The sequence below is a fragment of the Rhodanobacter sp. DHB23 genome (genome assembly GCF_014842975.1).
In the GTDB taxonomy this organism is placed as follows: domain Bacteria; phylum Pseudomonadota; class Gammaproteobacteria; order Xanthomonadales; family Rhodanobacteraceae; genus Rhodanobacter_A.
Window position 1 is genome coordinate 34,103 of sequence record NZ_JACYXK010000021.1, and the last position, 15,324, is coordinate 49,426.

At 67.3% G+C, this 15,324-nt stretch carries 10 protein-coding genes; 4 read left to right on the top strand and 6 right to left on the bottom strand.

Going from position 1 to position 15,324, the window contains the following annotated elements; all coding sequences use genetic code 11:
- The first annotated feature begins 65 nt into the window (after nucleotides 1-65).
- Entirely contained in the window at nucleotides 66-1,841 is a 1,776-nt protein-coding gene (locus IHE47_RS04005) for a M14 family metallopeptidase (RefSeq protein ID WP_192104505.1), read from the top strand.
- 233 nt (nucleotides 1,842-2,074) lie between these two features.
- The gene (locus tag IHE47_RS04010; protein ID WP_192104507.1) at nucleotides 2,075-4,198 is read left to right on the top strand and encodes a M13 family metallopeptidase; all 2,124 of its coding nucleotides are present in this window, start codon (nucleotides 2,075-2,077) and stop codon (nucleotides 4,196-4,198) included.
- 108 nt (nucleotides 4,199-4,306) lie between these two features.
- On the opposite strand, the gene panE is transcribed toward IHE47_RS04010, so the two are convergent.
- Nucleotides 4,307-5,233, bottom strand: a complete 927-nt coding sequence (panE, locus tag IHE47_RS04015; protein WP_192104509.1) for a 2-dehydropantoate 2-reductase — start codon at nucleotides 5,231-5,233, stop codon at nucleotides 4,307-4,309.
- A 230-nt stretch (nucleotides 5,234-5,463) separates the two neighbouring features.
- Here panE and IHE47_RS04020 point away from each other — a divergent pair, with 230 nt between their 5' ends.
- Nucleotides 5,464-7,806 (top strand): catecholate siderophore receptor Fiu, encoded by a 2,343-nt coding sequence (locus IHE47_RS04020; protein WP_192104514.1) that lies wholly within the window; start codon nucleotides 5,464-5,466, stop codon nucleotides 7,804-7,806.
- Nucleotides 7,807-7,956: 150 nt separating this feature from the next.
- On the top strand, nucleotides 7,957-8,634 hold the full coding sequence (locus tag IHE47_RS04025) for a Fe2+-dependent dioxygenase (RefSeq protein WP_192104516.1): 678 nt from the start codon (nucleotides 7,957-7,959) through the stop codon (nucleotides 8,632-8,634).
- A gap of 102 nt (nucleotides 8,635-8,736) precedes the next feature.
- On the opposite strand, the gene IHE47_RS04030 is transcribed toward IHE47_RS04025, so the two are convergent.
- From IHE47_RS04030 to pilV, 5 genes are all read right to left on the bottom strand, one after another.
- Nucleotides 8,737-9,264, bottom strand: a complete 528-nt coding sequence (locus IHE47_RS04030; protein WP_192104518.1) for a type IV pilin protein — start codon at nucleotides 9,262-9,264, stop codon at nucleotides 8,737-8,739.
- 10 nt (nucleotides 9,265-9,274) lie between these two features.
- Complete coding sequence (locus IHE47_RS04035; protein ID WP_192104520.1) at nucleotides 9,275-13,156, bottom strand: PilC/PilY family type IV pilus protein; 3,882 nt, start codon at nucleotides 13,154-13,156, stop codon at nucleotides 9,275-9,277.
- Between the two features lie 69 nt (nucleotides 13,157-13,225).
- Nucleotides 13,226-13,828: a PilX N-terminal domain-containing pilus assembly protein gene (locus IHE47_RS04040; protein WP_225561609.1), complete on the bottom strand. Its 603-nt coding sequence runs from the start codon at nucleotides 13,826-13,828 to the stop codon at nucleotides 13,226-13,228.
- A gap of 1 nt (nucleotide 13,829) precedes the next feature.
- Nucleotides 13,830-14,822, bottom strand: a complete 993-nt coding sequence (locus tag IHE47_RS04045; protein WP_192104523.1) for a prepilin-type N-terminal cleavage/methylation domain-containing protein — start codon at nucleotides 14,820-14,822, stop codon at nucleotides 13,830-13,832.
- Complete coding sequence (gene pilV, locus IHE47_RS04050) at nucleotides 14,819-15,319, bottom strand: type IV pilus modification protein PilV (RefSeq protein WP_192104721.1); 501 nt, start codon at nucleotides 15,317-15,319, stop codon at nucleotides 14,819-14,821. The genes IHE47_RS04045 and pilV overlap by 4 nt, the downstream gene beginning before the upstream one ends.
- Nucleotides 15,320-15,324: the final 5 nt, after the last annotated feature.

Sequence of the window (15,324 nt, forward strand, 5' to 3'; positions counted from 1 at the left end):
AGGCATCGGAGCCATCGCGCACAGGGTGCGCTCCTACGCAAACCATCCGACCGGGGGAAATCCGCATGCCCAAATGGCCACTACTCGCCCTGCTCGCGTTCGCCGCCACCGGCGCGCACGCCACCGACTGGACCACGCCCGCCGAGGCTGCGCACTTCCGCACCACGCCGAACTACGCCGACACGCTGGCGTATCTCGAACGGCTGCAGCACGCGGCACCCGGCAAGATCCGGCTGGAAACCTTCGGCACCACGCCGGAAGGCCGGCCGATGACGGTGGTGATCGCCAGCGGCGACGGCACGTTCACGCCCGCAGCCGCGCGCGCCGCGCACAAGCCCGTCGTGCTGGTGCAGGCCGGCATCCATCCCGGCGAGATCGAGGGCAAGGATGCCGGGCTGATGCTGCTGCGCGACTTCGCCGTCGCCGGGAAATACCCGCACCTGCTCGACCACGCGGTGCTGGTCTATATCCCGGTGTTCAGCGTGGACGGCCACGAACACAGTTCGCCGTACAACCGCATCAACCAGAACGGCCCGGACAGCATGGGCTTCCGCGGCCAGTCGCAGTACCTCAACCTCAACCGCGACTACATCAAGGCCGATGCGCCGGAGATGCGCGCGTGGCTGAAGCTGTGGCAGGCCTGGCTGCCGGATTTCCTGGTGGACGTGCACACCACCGACGGCGCCGACTACCAGTACGACCTCACCTGGTACACCGAGGACCCGCACAAGCTCGATCCCGTGCTCGCCGGTTGGCAGCAGCGGCTCACCGACACGGTGATGCCCGCCTACGACAGGCGCGGCCACCTCGCCTCGATCTACCTGGAGTTCAAGGACGGCGCCGATCCCACCAGGGGCATCGAGAACTTCGGTTCCGGCCCGCGCTTCTCCACCGGCTACGCGGCGCTGCAGAACCGGCCCGCGCTGCTGATCGAAACGCACATGCTCAAGCCCTACGCGGTGCGCGTGCAGGCGGCCTACGACCTGATCGAGCTGATGCTGGACTACATCGACGCGCATCCCGCCGCACTGCTCGCCGCCACCGCGAAAGCCGACGCCGATACCGTCGCCCGCGCGCACGATGCGCAGGCCAGCGTGCCGCTCACCTTCAAGCCCGATCCCGCATCGACGCCGTATGCATTGAAGGGTTACGCATACACGCTGACCCGCAGCGACATTTCCGGCGCCAACTGGATCCGGTACGACCCACATGCGCCGAAGACCTACGACATCCCGAACTGGAACGGCCTGCTGCCCGATCTCTCGATCACGCCGCCCGCCGCCTACGTGGTGCCCGCGCAGTGGACGACGATCATCGATCGACTGGATGCGCATGGCATCCGCTACCGGCGCCTCGCCCATGCCGTGACGATCACCGCGCAGGGCTACCAGCTAGACGATCCGCAGTGGGCCACGAAGCCGTTCGAAGGCCATCTGATGCTGCGCGACTTCAAGCTCGCCGACGTGCAGCGCACCGTCACCCTGCCGCCCGGCTCGGTGGTCGTGCCGATGGACCAGCGCGCCGCCAACGTCGTGATCGAACTGCTGGAACCGCAGGCACCCGATTCGCTGCTGCAGTGGGGCTACCTCGACGCGATCTTCGAGGCCAAGGAATACGGCGAGCCGCGCGTGCTGGAAAAGCTGGCGCGCGACATGCTGGCGAAGGACCCGTCGCTGCAGGCCGAATTCGACAAAAAACTGCATGACGATCCCGCCTTCGCCGCCAACGGTTACGCGCGGCTGGACTTCTTCTTCCGGCGCTCGCCGTGGTACGCCGTGCAGGGCGTGGGCGCCTATCCGGTGCTGCGGCTGGACGCGGCCGGGCTGCGGCAGCTGCTTTAGAACCCCTTCACCGCGCTCCTACAGGGCTGCATGGACTCGCGTGCTCGTCGCGGGAAGATCGCAAACAGGCTCTTACCGGCCCCACCCCTGACCTTTGACACTGTGCCGGCCATGACGAACGGCCTAGCGTGGGCGGTCATGGCCGGGGAGGGGGGAGCAGTCTTGTCCGCACCCGGACAGCAAACGCAAAACGCCGCGACGGCGGCATCACACACCGAAAGAGAGGGAAATCCATGACCCAGCAATTCCTGAAGCCCGTGGCGCTGGCCGCCGCTGTCGCGCTGGCACTGACCGGCTGCGGCAAGAGCGAACAGGCCGCCACCCCGGCGCCGGCCACCCCGGCCACCGCCCCGGCCCCGGCCGCTACCACCGCCGCCGCCGCGCCGGCCAGCGTGTTCGACGTCAGCGAGCTGGGCCCGAGCACCGAGGCCTGCTCGGACTTCAACGGCTTCGTCAACGCGAAGTGGGTCGCCGCCAACCCGATCCCGGACGACCGTACCCGCTGGGGCGCCTTCGACAAGCTGGCCGAAGACAGCCTCAACACCCAGCACGACATCGTCGATGCCGCCGCCAAGGGCGCCGCCACGGCCCAGGCCGGTTCGATCGAGCAGAAGATCGGCCTGCTGTACCAGTCGGGCATGAACGAGGACGCCATCGAGAAGGCCGGCTTCGACCCGATCAAGCCCAAGCTCGACGCCATCGCCGCGCTGAAGACCGGCGCCGACGTCGCCGACTACATCACCAAGGCCTATGCCGAGGGCGACGGCCAGGTGTTCCAGTTCGGCTCCGGCGCGGACTTCCAGCATGCCGACATGCAGATCGCCTACGCCAACGAAAGCGGCCTGGGCCTGCCCACCAAGGACTACTACAGCGACGCCAAGTACAAGGACATCCGCGACGCCTACCTGGCCTACATCGCCAAGTCGCTGACCCTGACCGGCGTGTCCGACGCCGACGCCAAGAAGCAGGCCGACGACGTGCTGGCGTTCGAGACCAAGCTGGCCGCCGCCTCGCTGTCGCCGGTGGAAGAGCGCGACCCGCAGAACGAATACCACTTCGTCAGCGTCAAGGACGCCGACAAGGTCACCCCGCACTTCAGCTGGGACAAGTTCTTCGCCGCCCAGGGCGTGACCATCGACAAGGGCTTCTCGCTGTCGCAGCCGAAGTTCTTCGCCGAGTTCGACAAGCTGCTGGCCAGCGCGCCGGCCTCCGAGTGGCAGGCCTACCTGCGCTTCCACACCATCAGCGACGCCTCGAACTACCTGAGCAAGAACTTCCAGGACAACAAGTTCGACTTCTACGGCAAGACCCTCGCCGGCCAGCCGCAGCAGAAGCCGCGCTGGAAGCGCGTGCTGGGCGCGGTCAACGGCTCGATGGGCGAGGCGCTGGGCCAGCTGTACGTGGCCAAGGTGTTCACGCCGGAGACCAAGCAGCGTGCGCAGGAGCTGGTGGACAACGTGCGCAACGCGCTCAAGGCCCGCATCGAGAACCTCGACTGGATGAGCGACGCCACCAAGCAGCAGGCCATCGCCAAGTGGAACACCTTCCTGCCGAAGATCGGCTACCCGGACAAGTGGCGTGACTGGTCGGGCCTGAACATCACCGGCGACAGCTACTACGGCAACGTGATGGCCGCCGCCAAGTTCGACTACGACTACGACATCGCCAAGATCGGCAAGCCCACCGACCGCAAGGAATGGGGCATGACCCCGCAGACGGTCAACGCGTACTACAACCCGACCGACAACACGATCAACTTCCCGGCCGCGATCCTGCAGCCGCCGTTCTTCTACGCCAACGGCGACGACGCGATCAACTACGGCGGCATCGGCGCCGTGATCGGCCACGAGTCCAGCCACGGCTTCGACGACCAGGGCAGCCAGTTCGACGGCGCGGGCAACAACAAGAACTGGTGGACCAAGGACGACCGCGCCAAGTTCGACGCCCGCACCGACAAGCTGGTGCAGCAGTTCAACGACTACACCCCGATCCAGGACAAGCCGGACGCGCACGTCAACGGCAAGCTCACGCTGGGCGAGAACATCGCCGACCTGGGCGGACTGAACGTGGCGTACGACGCGCTGCAGGTCGCGCTGAAGAACAACCCGAAGGAAGCCGGCGAGAAGATCGACGGCTACACCGAGGACCAGCGTTTCTTCCTGAACTGGGCGCGCGTGTGGCGCGGCTCGGTGCGCGAGAAGCAGGCGCTGCTGTACCTCAACACCGACCCGCACGCACCGGCTTCGCTGCGCGCGATCGGCGCGCCGTCGAACATGCCGGCCTTCGCCAGCGCGTTCCAGTGCAAGCCCGGCGACGCGATGGTGCGTCCGGCCGACAAGCAGGTGAAGATCTGGTGACATCCATGCACCGCGGCATCCGCCGCGGTGCTCTTTCACTTCGACGCCGCGCGCAAGCGCGGCGTTTTTTATGCGTGTGCCGAGCGGCCCGCACCCATGGGGGACTGCTCAGCCGCACGCCCCACGCGCCTCATAGGCCTTCAGGTGCGCATACGCGAGGCGCAGCACCGGCGCCTCCACACCGTGCGCTTCGCCGCGCGCCAGCAGGTCGCCGATCACATGGTCGGCCTCGACGCGGCCGCCGTGCTCGAGGTCGCGCAGCATCGATGCGCTGAACGTCGAACCGGCCTCGGTGAGCAGGCCACGGGCGCGTTCGATCACCGCCGCGTCCGGCTCGTGGCCGCAGGCCGCGGCGATGCGGCGGCAATCGTCGAGCAGGGCCAGCGTGGCCTCGCGGCCGCCGGGTGCGGCCACGATGTCGCCCACCGGCGCGCGCATCAGGCAGGTGATGCCGGCGAGGCTGGCGAGGAACACCCATTTGTCCCACATGTCCTGCACGACGTGGCGACTGGCGCGCGAGTCGAAGTTCGCGCCCGCCATCGCCCGCGCGATGCGCCGCACGCGCTCCGAATCGCTGCCGTCGCGCTCGCCGAAGCCGAGGCTGTGCGTGCGGTTGAGGTGGCGCACGGTGCCGTCGTCGTCCAGCGTGGCGGCGATGGCGCATTGCCCGCCCAGCACGCGAGCGGCGCCGAAGCGCGCGTCGAGCAGGTCGAGCTGGCGCATGCCGTTGAGCACGGGCAGCACCGCACTCTGTTCACCCACGGCGGGCGCGATGTCCTCCATCGCCTGCGGCAGGTCCCAGGCCTTGCAGCCCAGCAGCACGAGGTCGAAGGGCGCACGCAGCGTGGCCGTGGTGAGCGTGGGCGGCGCAGCGATGTCGGCATCGCCCATCGCACTGCGGATGCGCAGGCCATGCCGCGCCAGCAGCGCCGCGCGCCGCTCGCGCACCAGGAAGGTCACGTCCTGCCCTGCCTGCAGCAGGCGTCCGCCGAAATAGCCGCCGGTGGCGCCGGCGCCCACGACCAGGATGCGCATGGCCTCATTCTCCTCGTGCCGAAATCCGTCCAAGCGTAGCGCCACGATTCGCCGCTGCCGAGTCGTACCCGGAGCGACGCCCGCCTGATCCGCACATTCATTTATTGCGAATCATTCTCGTTTGAATTAACCTTGCAACCGATCAGCGCAGACCCAGCACGCCATCGCGACATGCGACGGCCGCCCCGTCCTGCGCTCCCGTTCCGAACTGCCGTGGAGCTTTCTCACCGATGGATTTCGTCAAGAGCCGCAAGCATCCCGTGACGCGCCGCAGCGCAACGCCCGCACTCACCGCCGCCACGCTGGCGACCGGCCTCGCGCTGGCGTTGCCGGTCATGGCGACCGATACCTCCTCGCCCATCACGGATGCGCAGACCTCCCAGGCCAGGCACCTGCAGGGCGTCACCGTGGAAGGCACCGCCACCACAGCGCAGCTCTCCTCGCCCAAGTTCACCCAGCCGCTGGTGGACACGCCGCAGACCATCCAGGTCATCAGCAGGGAGCTGATCCAGCAGCAAGGCGCCACCACGCTCACCGAAGCGCTGCGCAACACGCCCGGCGTGGGCGCATTCTTCCTCGGCGAGAACGGCTCCACCAATACCGGCGACGCCGTCTACATGCGCGGCTTCAACACCAGCAGCAGCATCTTCGTGGACGGCGTGCGCGACCTGAACACCATCTCCCGCGACGTCTTCAACATCGAGCAGATCGAGGTGACCAAGGGCCCGGACAGCACGGAATACGGCCGCACCGCGCCCTCCGGCGCGATCAACATGGTGACCAAGCAGCCCACGCTGCAGGACGCCGTGTCCGGCTCGGTGGGCTACGGCAGCGACAACCAGAAGCGCGCCACCGCCGACTGGAACCAGCAGATCGGCGACGGCGCCGCCTTCCGCCTCAACGTGCTCGACCAGGACAGCGGCGTGCCCGGCCGCCACGACGTGGAGAACGACCGCTGGGGCGTGGCGCCCTCGTTGGCGCTGGGGCTGAACACGTCCACCCGCGTGTATCTCGACTTCCTGCACGTGAAGCAGGACAACGTGCCCGACGGCGGCGTGCCCACCATCGGCCTGCCCGGCTACTCCTCGCCCGATCCCACGCGCCCGTTCATCGCCAACGCGCCTGCCGTCGACCCGAGCAACTTCTACGGCACCGACCAGGACCACGACAACGTGGTCGAGAACATGTTCACCGCGATCCTGCAACACGACTTCTCGGACAGCGTGACCCTGCACGACACGCTGCGCTGGGGCCGCACGCAGGAGAACTACCTGCTGACCTCGTTCACGGCCACCGCCGCGAACCTGCTGACGCCGAACCCGGCCGATCCGTCCACCTGGACGCTGGCACGCAGCAACCCGAATTTCGAGGACCAGGTCAACCGCATCGTCGCCAACCAGCTCAACCTCGCCGCCAGCTTCGAGACGGGCGCCATCACGCACGACCTCAGCACCGGCATCGAGCTGAGCCAGGAGAAACTCGACACCACCACGCTCGCCGCGCTCAACGGCAGCACCTGGCCCGCGGCCAACCTGTACGACCCGGATCCCGACGTCGGCAACGCCCTGCGCTATGGCCCCAACGGCGGCTGGACCAACGGCAACACCAAGACCGCGGCCGCCTACCTGTTCGACACGCTGAAGTTCGGCGAGCAGTGGCAGGTCAACGCCGGCGTGCGCCTCGACCACTACGACACCGACTTCGACAGCACCGTCGCCTGCGGCAGCAAGAACACGCCGGCCTGCGGCAGCCTGGCCACCGGCACCATCGTGCCCGGCCTCGATGCCAATACCTCCGGCAACCTCACCAGCTGGCAGCTCGCGTTGATCTACAAGCCGGCGGCGAACGGCAGCGTCTACGCGGCGCTTTCCACCTCGGCACAGCCGCCGGGCGGCAGCAGCCTGTCGCTGAGCAGCTCCACCAACAGCGCGGACAACCCGCTGCTCCAGCCGGAGCGGGCGCGCACCGCCGAAGTCGGCACCAAGTGGAACCTGCTCGACGAACACCTGCTGCTGACCGCCGCGCTCTACCGCACCACCGTCAGCAACGACCTGGAGCAGGACCCGACCACCCTGCTGTACTACCCGATCGGCCAGAAGCGCGTGCAGGGCGTGGAAATCACCGCCGTCGGCCAGATCACCCCGGACTGGGCGGTCAATGCCGGCTTCACCAGCATGCACACCAGCACCAGCAACGGCGCGGTCAGCGGCGCCACCACCACCTCGGCACCCGCCGCCGACGGCAGCAACGTGCTGGCCTACACGCCGAATAGCGCCTTCACCAGCTGGACCACCTACCGCCTGCCGTTCGGCCTGGTCATCGGCGGCGGCGCGCGCTACTCCGGCGAAATGCAGCGCGGCGCCGACAGCGCCATCGGCACGCCGCAGTACGCCAAGTCGTACTGGGTGTTCGACGCCATGGCCACCTACACCATCAACCGGCACTTCGACCTGCAGCTCAACCTCTACAACCTGTTCGACAAGAGCTACGTCGCGGCGATCAACAAGAGCGGCTACCGCTATATCCCGGGACAACCGCGCTCGGGCATGTTGACGGCGAACTTCCACTTCTGACCCGCGGATACGCACGACGCGCCTCCGTAGGAGCGCACCCTGTGCGCGAATGCTCTGACGCCTCGATCAAGGCCAGAAGCATTCGCGCACAGGGTGCGCTCCTACAATCGGGCGGGCCGTTTGCGGGTTCCGTCTTCGAGGAACACACCCATGCTGCTGCACATCCCCGACATCCTCGATTCCGCGCAAGTCGCGCAACTGCGCCAGGCGCTGGACGGCGCCGACTGGACCGACGGCCGCGAAACCGTCGGCGCGCAAGGCGCCCAGGTGAAGCGCAACATGCAACTGCCCGACGCCTCGCCGCTGCGCCGGCAACTGGGCGAAACGACACTCGCCGCGCTGGCGAAGCATCCGCTCTACCACTCGGCCACCCTGCCCCTGCGCACCCTGCCGCCGCGCTTCAACCGCTACGAGGGCGGCGGCGAATACGGCATGCACGTCGACGGCTCGGTGATGGCCCTGCCGAACGGCGAGCAGTTGCGCAGCGACATCTCCTGCACGCTGTTCCTCAGCGAACCGGACGAGTACGACGGCGGCGAACTGGTCGTCAGCGACACCTATGGCGAGCACGAGGTGAAGCTGCCCGCCGGCGACGCCATCATCTATCCCTCAAGCAGCCTGCACCGCGTGCAGCCGGTGACGCGCGGCGCGCGCGTGGCCGCTTTCTTCTGGGTGCAGAGCCTGGTGCGCGACGACGGCCGCCGCCGCCTGCTGTTCGAACTGGATGCCGCGATCCAGCGCCTGCTCGCGACCCATGCCGACCGCGACGCCGTGCTGCAGCTCACCGGCACCTACCACAACCTGCTCAGGCAATGGGCGGAGAGCTGAGCCCGGCCCACCAGAAAGGCGCCGCGCGCGCATGCACGTGCTGGCCTTGACCCGCGCCAGGGCATCGCGCCGCAGACGCAGCTCCAGCCATCCTTCCGTTCCTCAGCCGCCCCAGCATTGCTCGGCGGTGTTCGTGCCGCCCACGACGTTGCGCGCGCCGGTCTGGTCCAGCGTCAGGGTGCCGCATTGCGTGTCGCGGGTCTGCTGCGCATTGATCGGTTCCGCATCCAGGGTGTAGCCGGTCGCGGAAACGGCCGGCGCGCTATACCTGTAGTTGTTGCCGGTCTGCGATGCCGTGGCGCAATCCAGTACCAGCGTCGGCGCCGCGCCGGCGACCGGGTTCGCCACGGCGGCGGCCGTTCCGGATGCGGCGGGCGCCTCGTCATAGCGCAGGTTGGTGGTGTAGTAGCGCTCCATGTAATTCGCGTACTCGGACAGGCAGGCCGTGGCCGCCGCGCGGTTGGTCCTGACCACGTAGCGCGAATACGACGGCAGTGCGATGGCCGCGAGGAGCGCGACGATCGCCAACACGATCATCAGCTCGAGCAGGGTGAAACCCGTGCTGCCGCGGCCGGCCTGGCGATGGCCGCGTTCCGCCGCGTGCCTGCCGTTGGAGGGGAGCCATTTCATCGTTCGTTCCTCAGTGGGCGATCAGTTCGCGCCAGGACACACGCAGGGGCACGCCGGTCGAACTCGAGGTCTGCGTGCTGGACGTGCTGCCGTTGTCGAAACTGGTCAGCATGGAACTGCCGACGAAGATCGGGTTGTTCGGCAGCGAACTGAAGCCGAGGCCGGCCGCCGGCTTGCCGTCGACCAGGTCGTCCGCATCGATCTTGCCGTCGCCGTTGACGTCGAAGAACGCCTGCGACGGATTGGTGCCGGTGAACGGGTCGACCGCCATGATCCAGCCCTTGCCGGACGGGTTGCAGGGATCGCTGGCCTTGGGAATGCGCGTGGTGCCGAGCAGCAGGTTGCCCTGGAACTGGCTGGGCGTGACCATGCGCTCGCCCTCGGCGCCGCTGACCGGCGAGACCAGGTCGATGTACCAGCCCGACTTGCCGTCGATCGCCACCTTGTCCGCCGCCGCCTCGGCCAGTGTGGTCACGGCGCGCGCATTGCTCGTCTCCGCCGTGATGGAACGCTTCACGAGATTGGCGCCGCGCGTCATGCCGGATGTGACCGCCAGCCCCGTGGTGCCCGACTGCACGATCAACCCGTACCAGCTCTGCACGCTGGTGTCGGACAGGTCGGCCGAGTTCAGGTAGCTGCCGGTGCCGAAGAACACCCAGGTGTTGCCGGTCTTCGGGTCCTTGCCGACCAGCAGTCCGGCCGTGACCGGCTGCGCCTTGTTGTTGCCGTCCATGGCGGTGAAGATCTTCACGCCCGCGCTGCCCGGCGTGGCCGTGTCGCTCGTGCCCGTGCTGGTGTTGAGCGTGAACGACCACACGTTGCCGCCCGCGTCGCCGGCATAGGCCGTGGTGCTCACGCCGTTGCCGGAAGGATCCATCCACACGGCCGGCGCGGCCAGGCCGCTGGTGCCGCTGGTGTCGTGCACGTTGAGGCTGCCGTCGGCCAGCGCGAACTGCAGCAGCGCCGACTTGCCGGCCGTGCTGTTGTAGCCGTTGCCGACCAGCACCGACCAGGTGCCGTCCGCGGTCTGGGCGATCACCGGCTTGCCGACCATCTGGCCGATGTAGCCGCTGTTCGCCAGGCCATCGCCCGCCGAACGCTCCCACAGCAACGCCACGTTGGCCGGGTCGGTGACGTCCAGCGCATACACGGCCCTGGCCACGCCACGGCCGGTGCTCCCCACCAGCACCGTATGCCAGGCCGCCGGGTTGCCCATGTACACGTCGGCCACGGTCAGCTCGCCGTCGTTGAAGAAGCCGTGCGCCACCGCACCGCCGTAATCCGGGCTGGCCAGCGCGCCGAACCCCGCCGTGATGACGGCACCGGGCAGGTAGGCGAAGTTCTCCGCGCCGGAAGTGGCGTCGATACCGTGCAGCATGCCGTCGTTGGCGGCCACGTAGACCGTGCCGGCGCGCGAGCCCTTGCTGCTCGCATACTTCGCGAAGGCCGACGAACCGGTGAACGACTCGGTGTAGAACTGGTTCGCGTTCGGCGCGCCCACGTACACCGGCTGCGAATTGACGATGTCGCCCATCGGCGTGTCGCGATTGCGGAACACGCCGCCGTTGGAAAGCTCCTGCGAGCTGTCGCCGCGCAGGTAATTGACCAGGCCGGCGCCGGTGAACACCGAGCCCGTCGGCATCGACGTGGCTAGCAGGGCGTCCTGCTGCGCCTTCGACAACTTGTCCCAGGCGAAATCCACGTACTGGCTGCCCGCGGCGGCGCCCGAGTTGTAGGTCTTGATCCTGCGGCTGGCCGCCGTCGGCAGGTTGCCCGATGCCGTCCAGCTGGGGCTGTTGGCGATCGTGCCGGTGGTGGAATCCACCGCCAGCGACTTGAGGTCGCCCTTCCATTTGGCCGTCCAGTAGTTGGCCTGGTAGGCCACCGTGCCGGTCTGCAGCTGCGTGGAATTGGCGGCGAGGCTGGCGCCGGTGCCGACGCGCTCGGAGGCGCGTTTCAGGGCTTCCTTGATGCCCTGGGCGAAGCCGTCAGGATCCTTGGCCGAGAAGAAGCCGCCGTGACCGTTGACCGCGGCATGCGCCAGATCGGCAATGTTGGCGATACTGTCACTGCTCGGCTTCGGCCAGCTGAAGCCACTGATCGCCTTGCTGCTGTTGCCATTGGCCCAGGCAAAGATGCGGGCCATGCGATCCGTGTCCAGCACCGTACCGGTACCATCCGTCGCATCGAAGCCCATGCCCAGGGTGAACGTGGTCATGTGCTGCCAGAACGCCAGATCCTCGGTGTTGGTCGGTACCTCGTTGTCGATCCCGGGCTGCAGGTCGGTCATCCAGTACTTCATCGCCACGTCGGCGAGCGTATCGCTGTAGGTGACACCCTTCGTGACCACCTTTTCGCACATCAACGAAGTGGGGTTGTAGGAGTAGCCGCTGCCGCAATTTGGAGTTGCAGTGGTATTGCTTCCCTTCAGGCACTTGCCCTTGTTGGCACCGCTGGTCTGGAACGTATACCCCGAGTTGCACGTCGGCGTCTGGGAGCTGACGACGTCGGACGTCTGGCCGCTGTCCGCATAGGGCAAGGCCGATGCGTAGGCATAGCTCTGGTTGTTGGTTCCCTTGATGGTCGGGCCATTGCCGCCATCCACATCGCCGATATTGCTTGGAGTACTGCCGTTCCAGAAGCCATCGGTGGTCAGAATGGTGTAGGACTGGCGACAGGCCAACTGATTACTGGCTGCTGCCGTGGTGTAGTCGGGGTCCGAATTCATTCCCTTCCATGGCTGGTCCGTCTGGTAATACTTGCCCACTGCGTCCAGGGCCATCTGCAACGGGGTACTTCCCGTCGGCGGTATATCGTTTACCCAAGCCCAGAATTTGGCTTTTTGCGTACCCGAAGAACCATCCCCGAACGGCGCCACCTGCGCCAAACCGGTTTTATATGTGGAGTTGCCGGCAGCCGTGGTAAACAAATATGTGTCATTACCCAAACCATTGACGTTTCCTCCGTCGATGGAGCCAAACCCGACGCGAAACGTTTTATCCAGAGTGGAGAACGAATTCATCAAGCCACTCTTGGCCATCAGGATGCGCTTGCGGTAGTACGAGAACCAGTTGGCTACGTTCTGTTGCACGTCGGCGCTATCGCTGCAGGCTGAGGCCGCCGAAGGATTCGTCGCGGCCAGCAGGGCGCAGTCGCCAGTCTGGCCGACATAGTTGCGCGTATTGCCGGAACCCGTGGTGTAGGTAAAGAAGTACTTGGATGTATTCGTGGTCGTCGCGCATTGGTTATTGGCATCGGGATTGCCGTCACCGGTATTGCACGAGTAGTAATTCGGCGCGTAGTAGGTCGCGTTTTTTCCAGTGCCCCTCTGGCACATCCCCTTGTTGTTTCCGGTTGTCAGCGGTGATCCATCGCCTGGCTGGCAGCCAAGCTTGGCGGCATACGCGCTTGGAACCGGTACCGTAAACGAGGTGTAGTACTGAAGCGTGCCCTGGCTGGAACTCGAATATCGCGTCACGTCCGTGGTGCTCGTGTCGCGAAAACCATCCTTGTAGGCGTTCGCAAGGCCAGGAGAGTTCGGATACGAGGTGCCATCCGCCTTGGGCGGCGGCGTGTAAGTCACCGCCGGGTTATAGTAAGTGCCATTGATCGCCGAATTGCGCGCTTGCTCATTAGTCGGCTTGCCATTGCCCGTGGATGACGTCATGTATCCCCAGTCGGGCATATAGTCGTAATCCATCGACCCCGAATCGTCCAGCATCAGCACCACATTCGGCGGCAGCGAGCGCTGGATGATCAACGGCGACTGGTCGACGGTGACGGCGTCGGCCATCGCGGGGCCGACGCCCGCGGCGCACACCAGCACGCAGGTGATGGCCAGATGGCCCAGGAAGCCGGCGGCCTTGTTGCGCAGGCGGTACACGAGGTTCATGGCGGCGTCGCCCTCTGGATGTTGCGGCGTGGAATGCCCCGTGCGCCACGCGCACGGGAAGCGCGTGGATCAGCCCTGCTTGATCATGGCCTGCAGCACCACCACGGCACGGTCGCCCACCACGGCGGGATCGCCGCTGCGCGCGGTGACCCGGTAATACACGGCCGTGGTGGAGGTGCCCTGCGCGCCGTAGTTGTGCGAATTGGCGCTCTGGCCGAAACCGGTGCTGGTGCTCGGGTTGTACCAGTTGCCCATGTTCTCGATGACGTACTGCGGCTGGCTGGCCGCCAGCCCGCCGGCATCGAACTGGCCGGTGCCGGTGCCCGAATTCACCGTGATGATCTTGCTGGTGTCCAGGTTCGGATCGTCGAACGGGTTGCCCTGGCAGAACACGCCGCCGGCCTGGCAGTTGCGCGCGATGTCGCCGGGGTTGCCCGCGATGCGCGCGGTGGCAGCGCGCATCGCCGCCTCGGCGCTCTGGAAGGCGACCTGCCGGTCGAACAGGTTGGCGGCCATCCGCTGCTGCATGATGGTGCCGCGCACGGCGGCCAGGCCGACCAGCGTGATCACCACCAGCAGCAGCAGGGCGACCACCAGCGCGATGCCGCACTGCGCCGGGCGCGGCGGAATGGACCGGCGACGGAGCGGCAGGTTCGGACGGAAATGGGACATGTCAGTTCACCCGGTTGCGCACGGTGGTGGTGGCGATGAAGTCGCGCCGCAGCGCCCTGTCGTCGGTACCGGCGCGCTGGTCGGCGCTTTCCAGCCACAGGTGCACCTGCACGGCATCGACCAGCGCCCAGTTGCCCACGCTGCCGGCCGCCACGAAGCCGGCATTGCCCGACTGGTGGTAGGCGATGCTCATGCCGGTCACGCCGCGCACCATCTCCTCCGCCGTGGGCTTCGGCTCGCCGCCGGTGTTGACCAGGCCCACGCGGTACAGCGAACGGCTGCTGTCCGGGTTGTTGCCGACGTACCAGTGGGCCGCGCGCAGCCGGGTGACCTGCGCATTCGTGGCGAACACGTAGCTGGACGAGCTGCTGCACACCGTGGGGTAGTTGAGGTCGGCGGTGCAGTTGCCCGGCGAGCCGCCCGTGCCCGCATGGCTGATGGCCCCCGCCGCCAGGCCGGTGGCCTGCACCAGCGCGGCGTGGTCCGGGTCGCACACCAGCAGCACGTCGCCCGTCTTGAAATCGGAACTGGCCTCGTTGAAGGTGAACGTGGCCGCCGGCTCGGCATTCGCTTGCACGCTCGCTCCCAGGCCTTCGCCGCCCAGCAGCATCAACGAATCGGTGCCAGCCACCCGCTGGCCCACGCCCGTACCGGTGCTGGTCACCGGGTCGGCCTGGCTGCCGCCATACCCCATCAGCGCGTTGTCCCAGTTCGCCCACCAGACGCTGCCGCCCGCGGCCGGGCCGTTGTTGAGCACGTTGGCCACGCGCCCGTCGTTGCTGCAACCCGTGAGGCCGGCATCGCGGATGTCGCGCGCCATCATCTCGAAGGCCATGCGCGTGTTGTCCTGCACGTCCCCCAGCGCCTGGCTGGTGCGATAGGCGCGCTGGTTGGCAAGGAAGACGCTGGTCACGCCGGCGATGACGACCAGGCCGAGCAGCATGGCCACCATCAATTCGATCAGGGTGAAGCCCGCGGGCGCACGACGGTTCATAGCATGGCCCTGGTGGCGACGGTCTGGACGCTGCTGCCGCCCACGCCCGCGCGGCTGTCGTCGAAGGTGATGGTGACGGTGCAATCGGCGGTGGCGCCGACGTCCGTGCAGGCAACCTGCCCCGAGGTGGTCTCCACCGCGCCCAGCCCCTGCCCGAGCTGCGCGCACCACTGGCCCAACTGGGCCTCGGCCATCGAGCCCGAGGCATCCGGGCAGGCGTTGGCGGTGATCTTGGAACTGCCCGTGCGGTTGTAGCTGCCCGCCCGCGCGTTGCCGAGGTCCGCGCGCATGGCGTCGAGGATCGAATAGCTCGCGATGGTGGCGAGGCTGCGCGCCATCGCGCTGTTGTTGGTGGACAGCGAACGCCCCTGCAACGCGGCGATGCCGAGGAAGGCGATGGAAAGCAGCAGCACCGCCACCAGCACCTCGATCAGGCCGACGCCGGCCTGCCGGCATCTGGGCAACGCGCGTGCTACGCGCCGCCGGGACACGATCATTCCGT

What these genes read in the sequence shown, in the direction of transcription:
- IHE47_RS04005 (WP_192104505.1), top strand. Translation starts at nt 66, where the DNA reads ATGCCCAAATGGCCACTACTCGCCCTGCTCGCGTTCGCCGCCACCGGC.
- IHE47_RS04010 (WP_192104507.1), top strand. Translation starts at nt 2,075, where the DNA reads ATGACCCAGCAATTCCTGAAGCCCGTGGCGCTGGCCGCCGCTGTCGCG.
- panE (WP_192104509.1), bottom strand. Translation starts at nt 5,233, where the DNA reads ATGCGCATCCTGGTCGTGGGCGCCGGCGCCACCGGCGGCTATTTCGGC.
- IHE47_RS04020 (WP_192104514.1), top strand. Translation starts at nt 5,464, where the DNA reads ATGGATTTCGTCAAGAGCCGCAAGCATCCCGTGACGCGCCGCAGCGCA.
- IHE47_RS04025 (WP_192104516.1), top strand. Translation starts at nt 7,957, where the DNA reads ATGCTGCTGCACATCCCCGACATCCTCGATTCCGCGCAAGTCGCGCAA.
- IHE47_RS04030 (WP_192104518.1), bottom strand. Translation starts at nt 9,264, where the DNA reads ATGAAATGGCTCCCCTCCAACGGCAGGCACGCGGCGGAACGCGGCCAT.
- IHE47_RS04035 (WP_192104520.1), bottom strand. Translation starts at nt 13,156, where the DNA reads ATGAACCTCGTGTACCGCCTGCGCAACAAGGCCGCCGGCTTCCTGGGC.
- IHE47_RS04040 (WP_225561609.1), bottom strand. Translation starts at nt 13,828, where the DNA reads ATGTCCCATTTCCGTCCGAACCTGCCGCTCCGTCGCCGGTCCATTCCG.
- IHE47_RS04045 (WP_192104523.1), bottom strand. Translation starts at nt 14,822, where the DNA reads ATGAACCGTCGTGCGCCCGCGGGCTTCACCCTGATCGAATTGATGGTG.
- pilV (WP_192104721.1), bottom strand. Translation starts at nt 15,319, where the DNA reads ATGATCGTGTCCCGGCGGCGCGTAGCACGCGCGTTGCCCAGATGCCGG.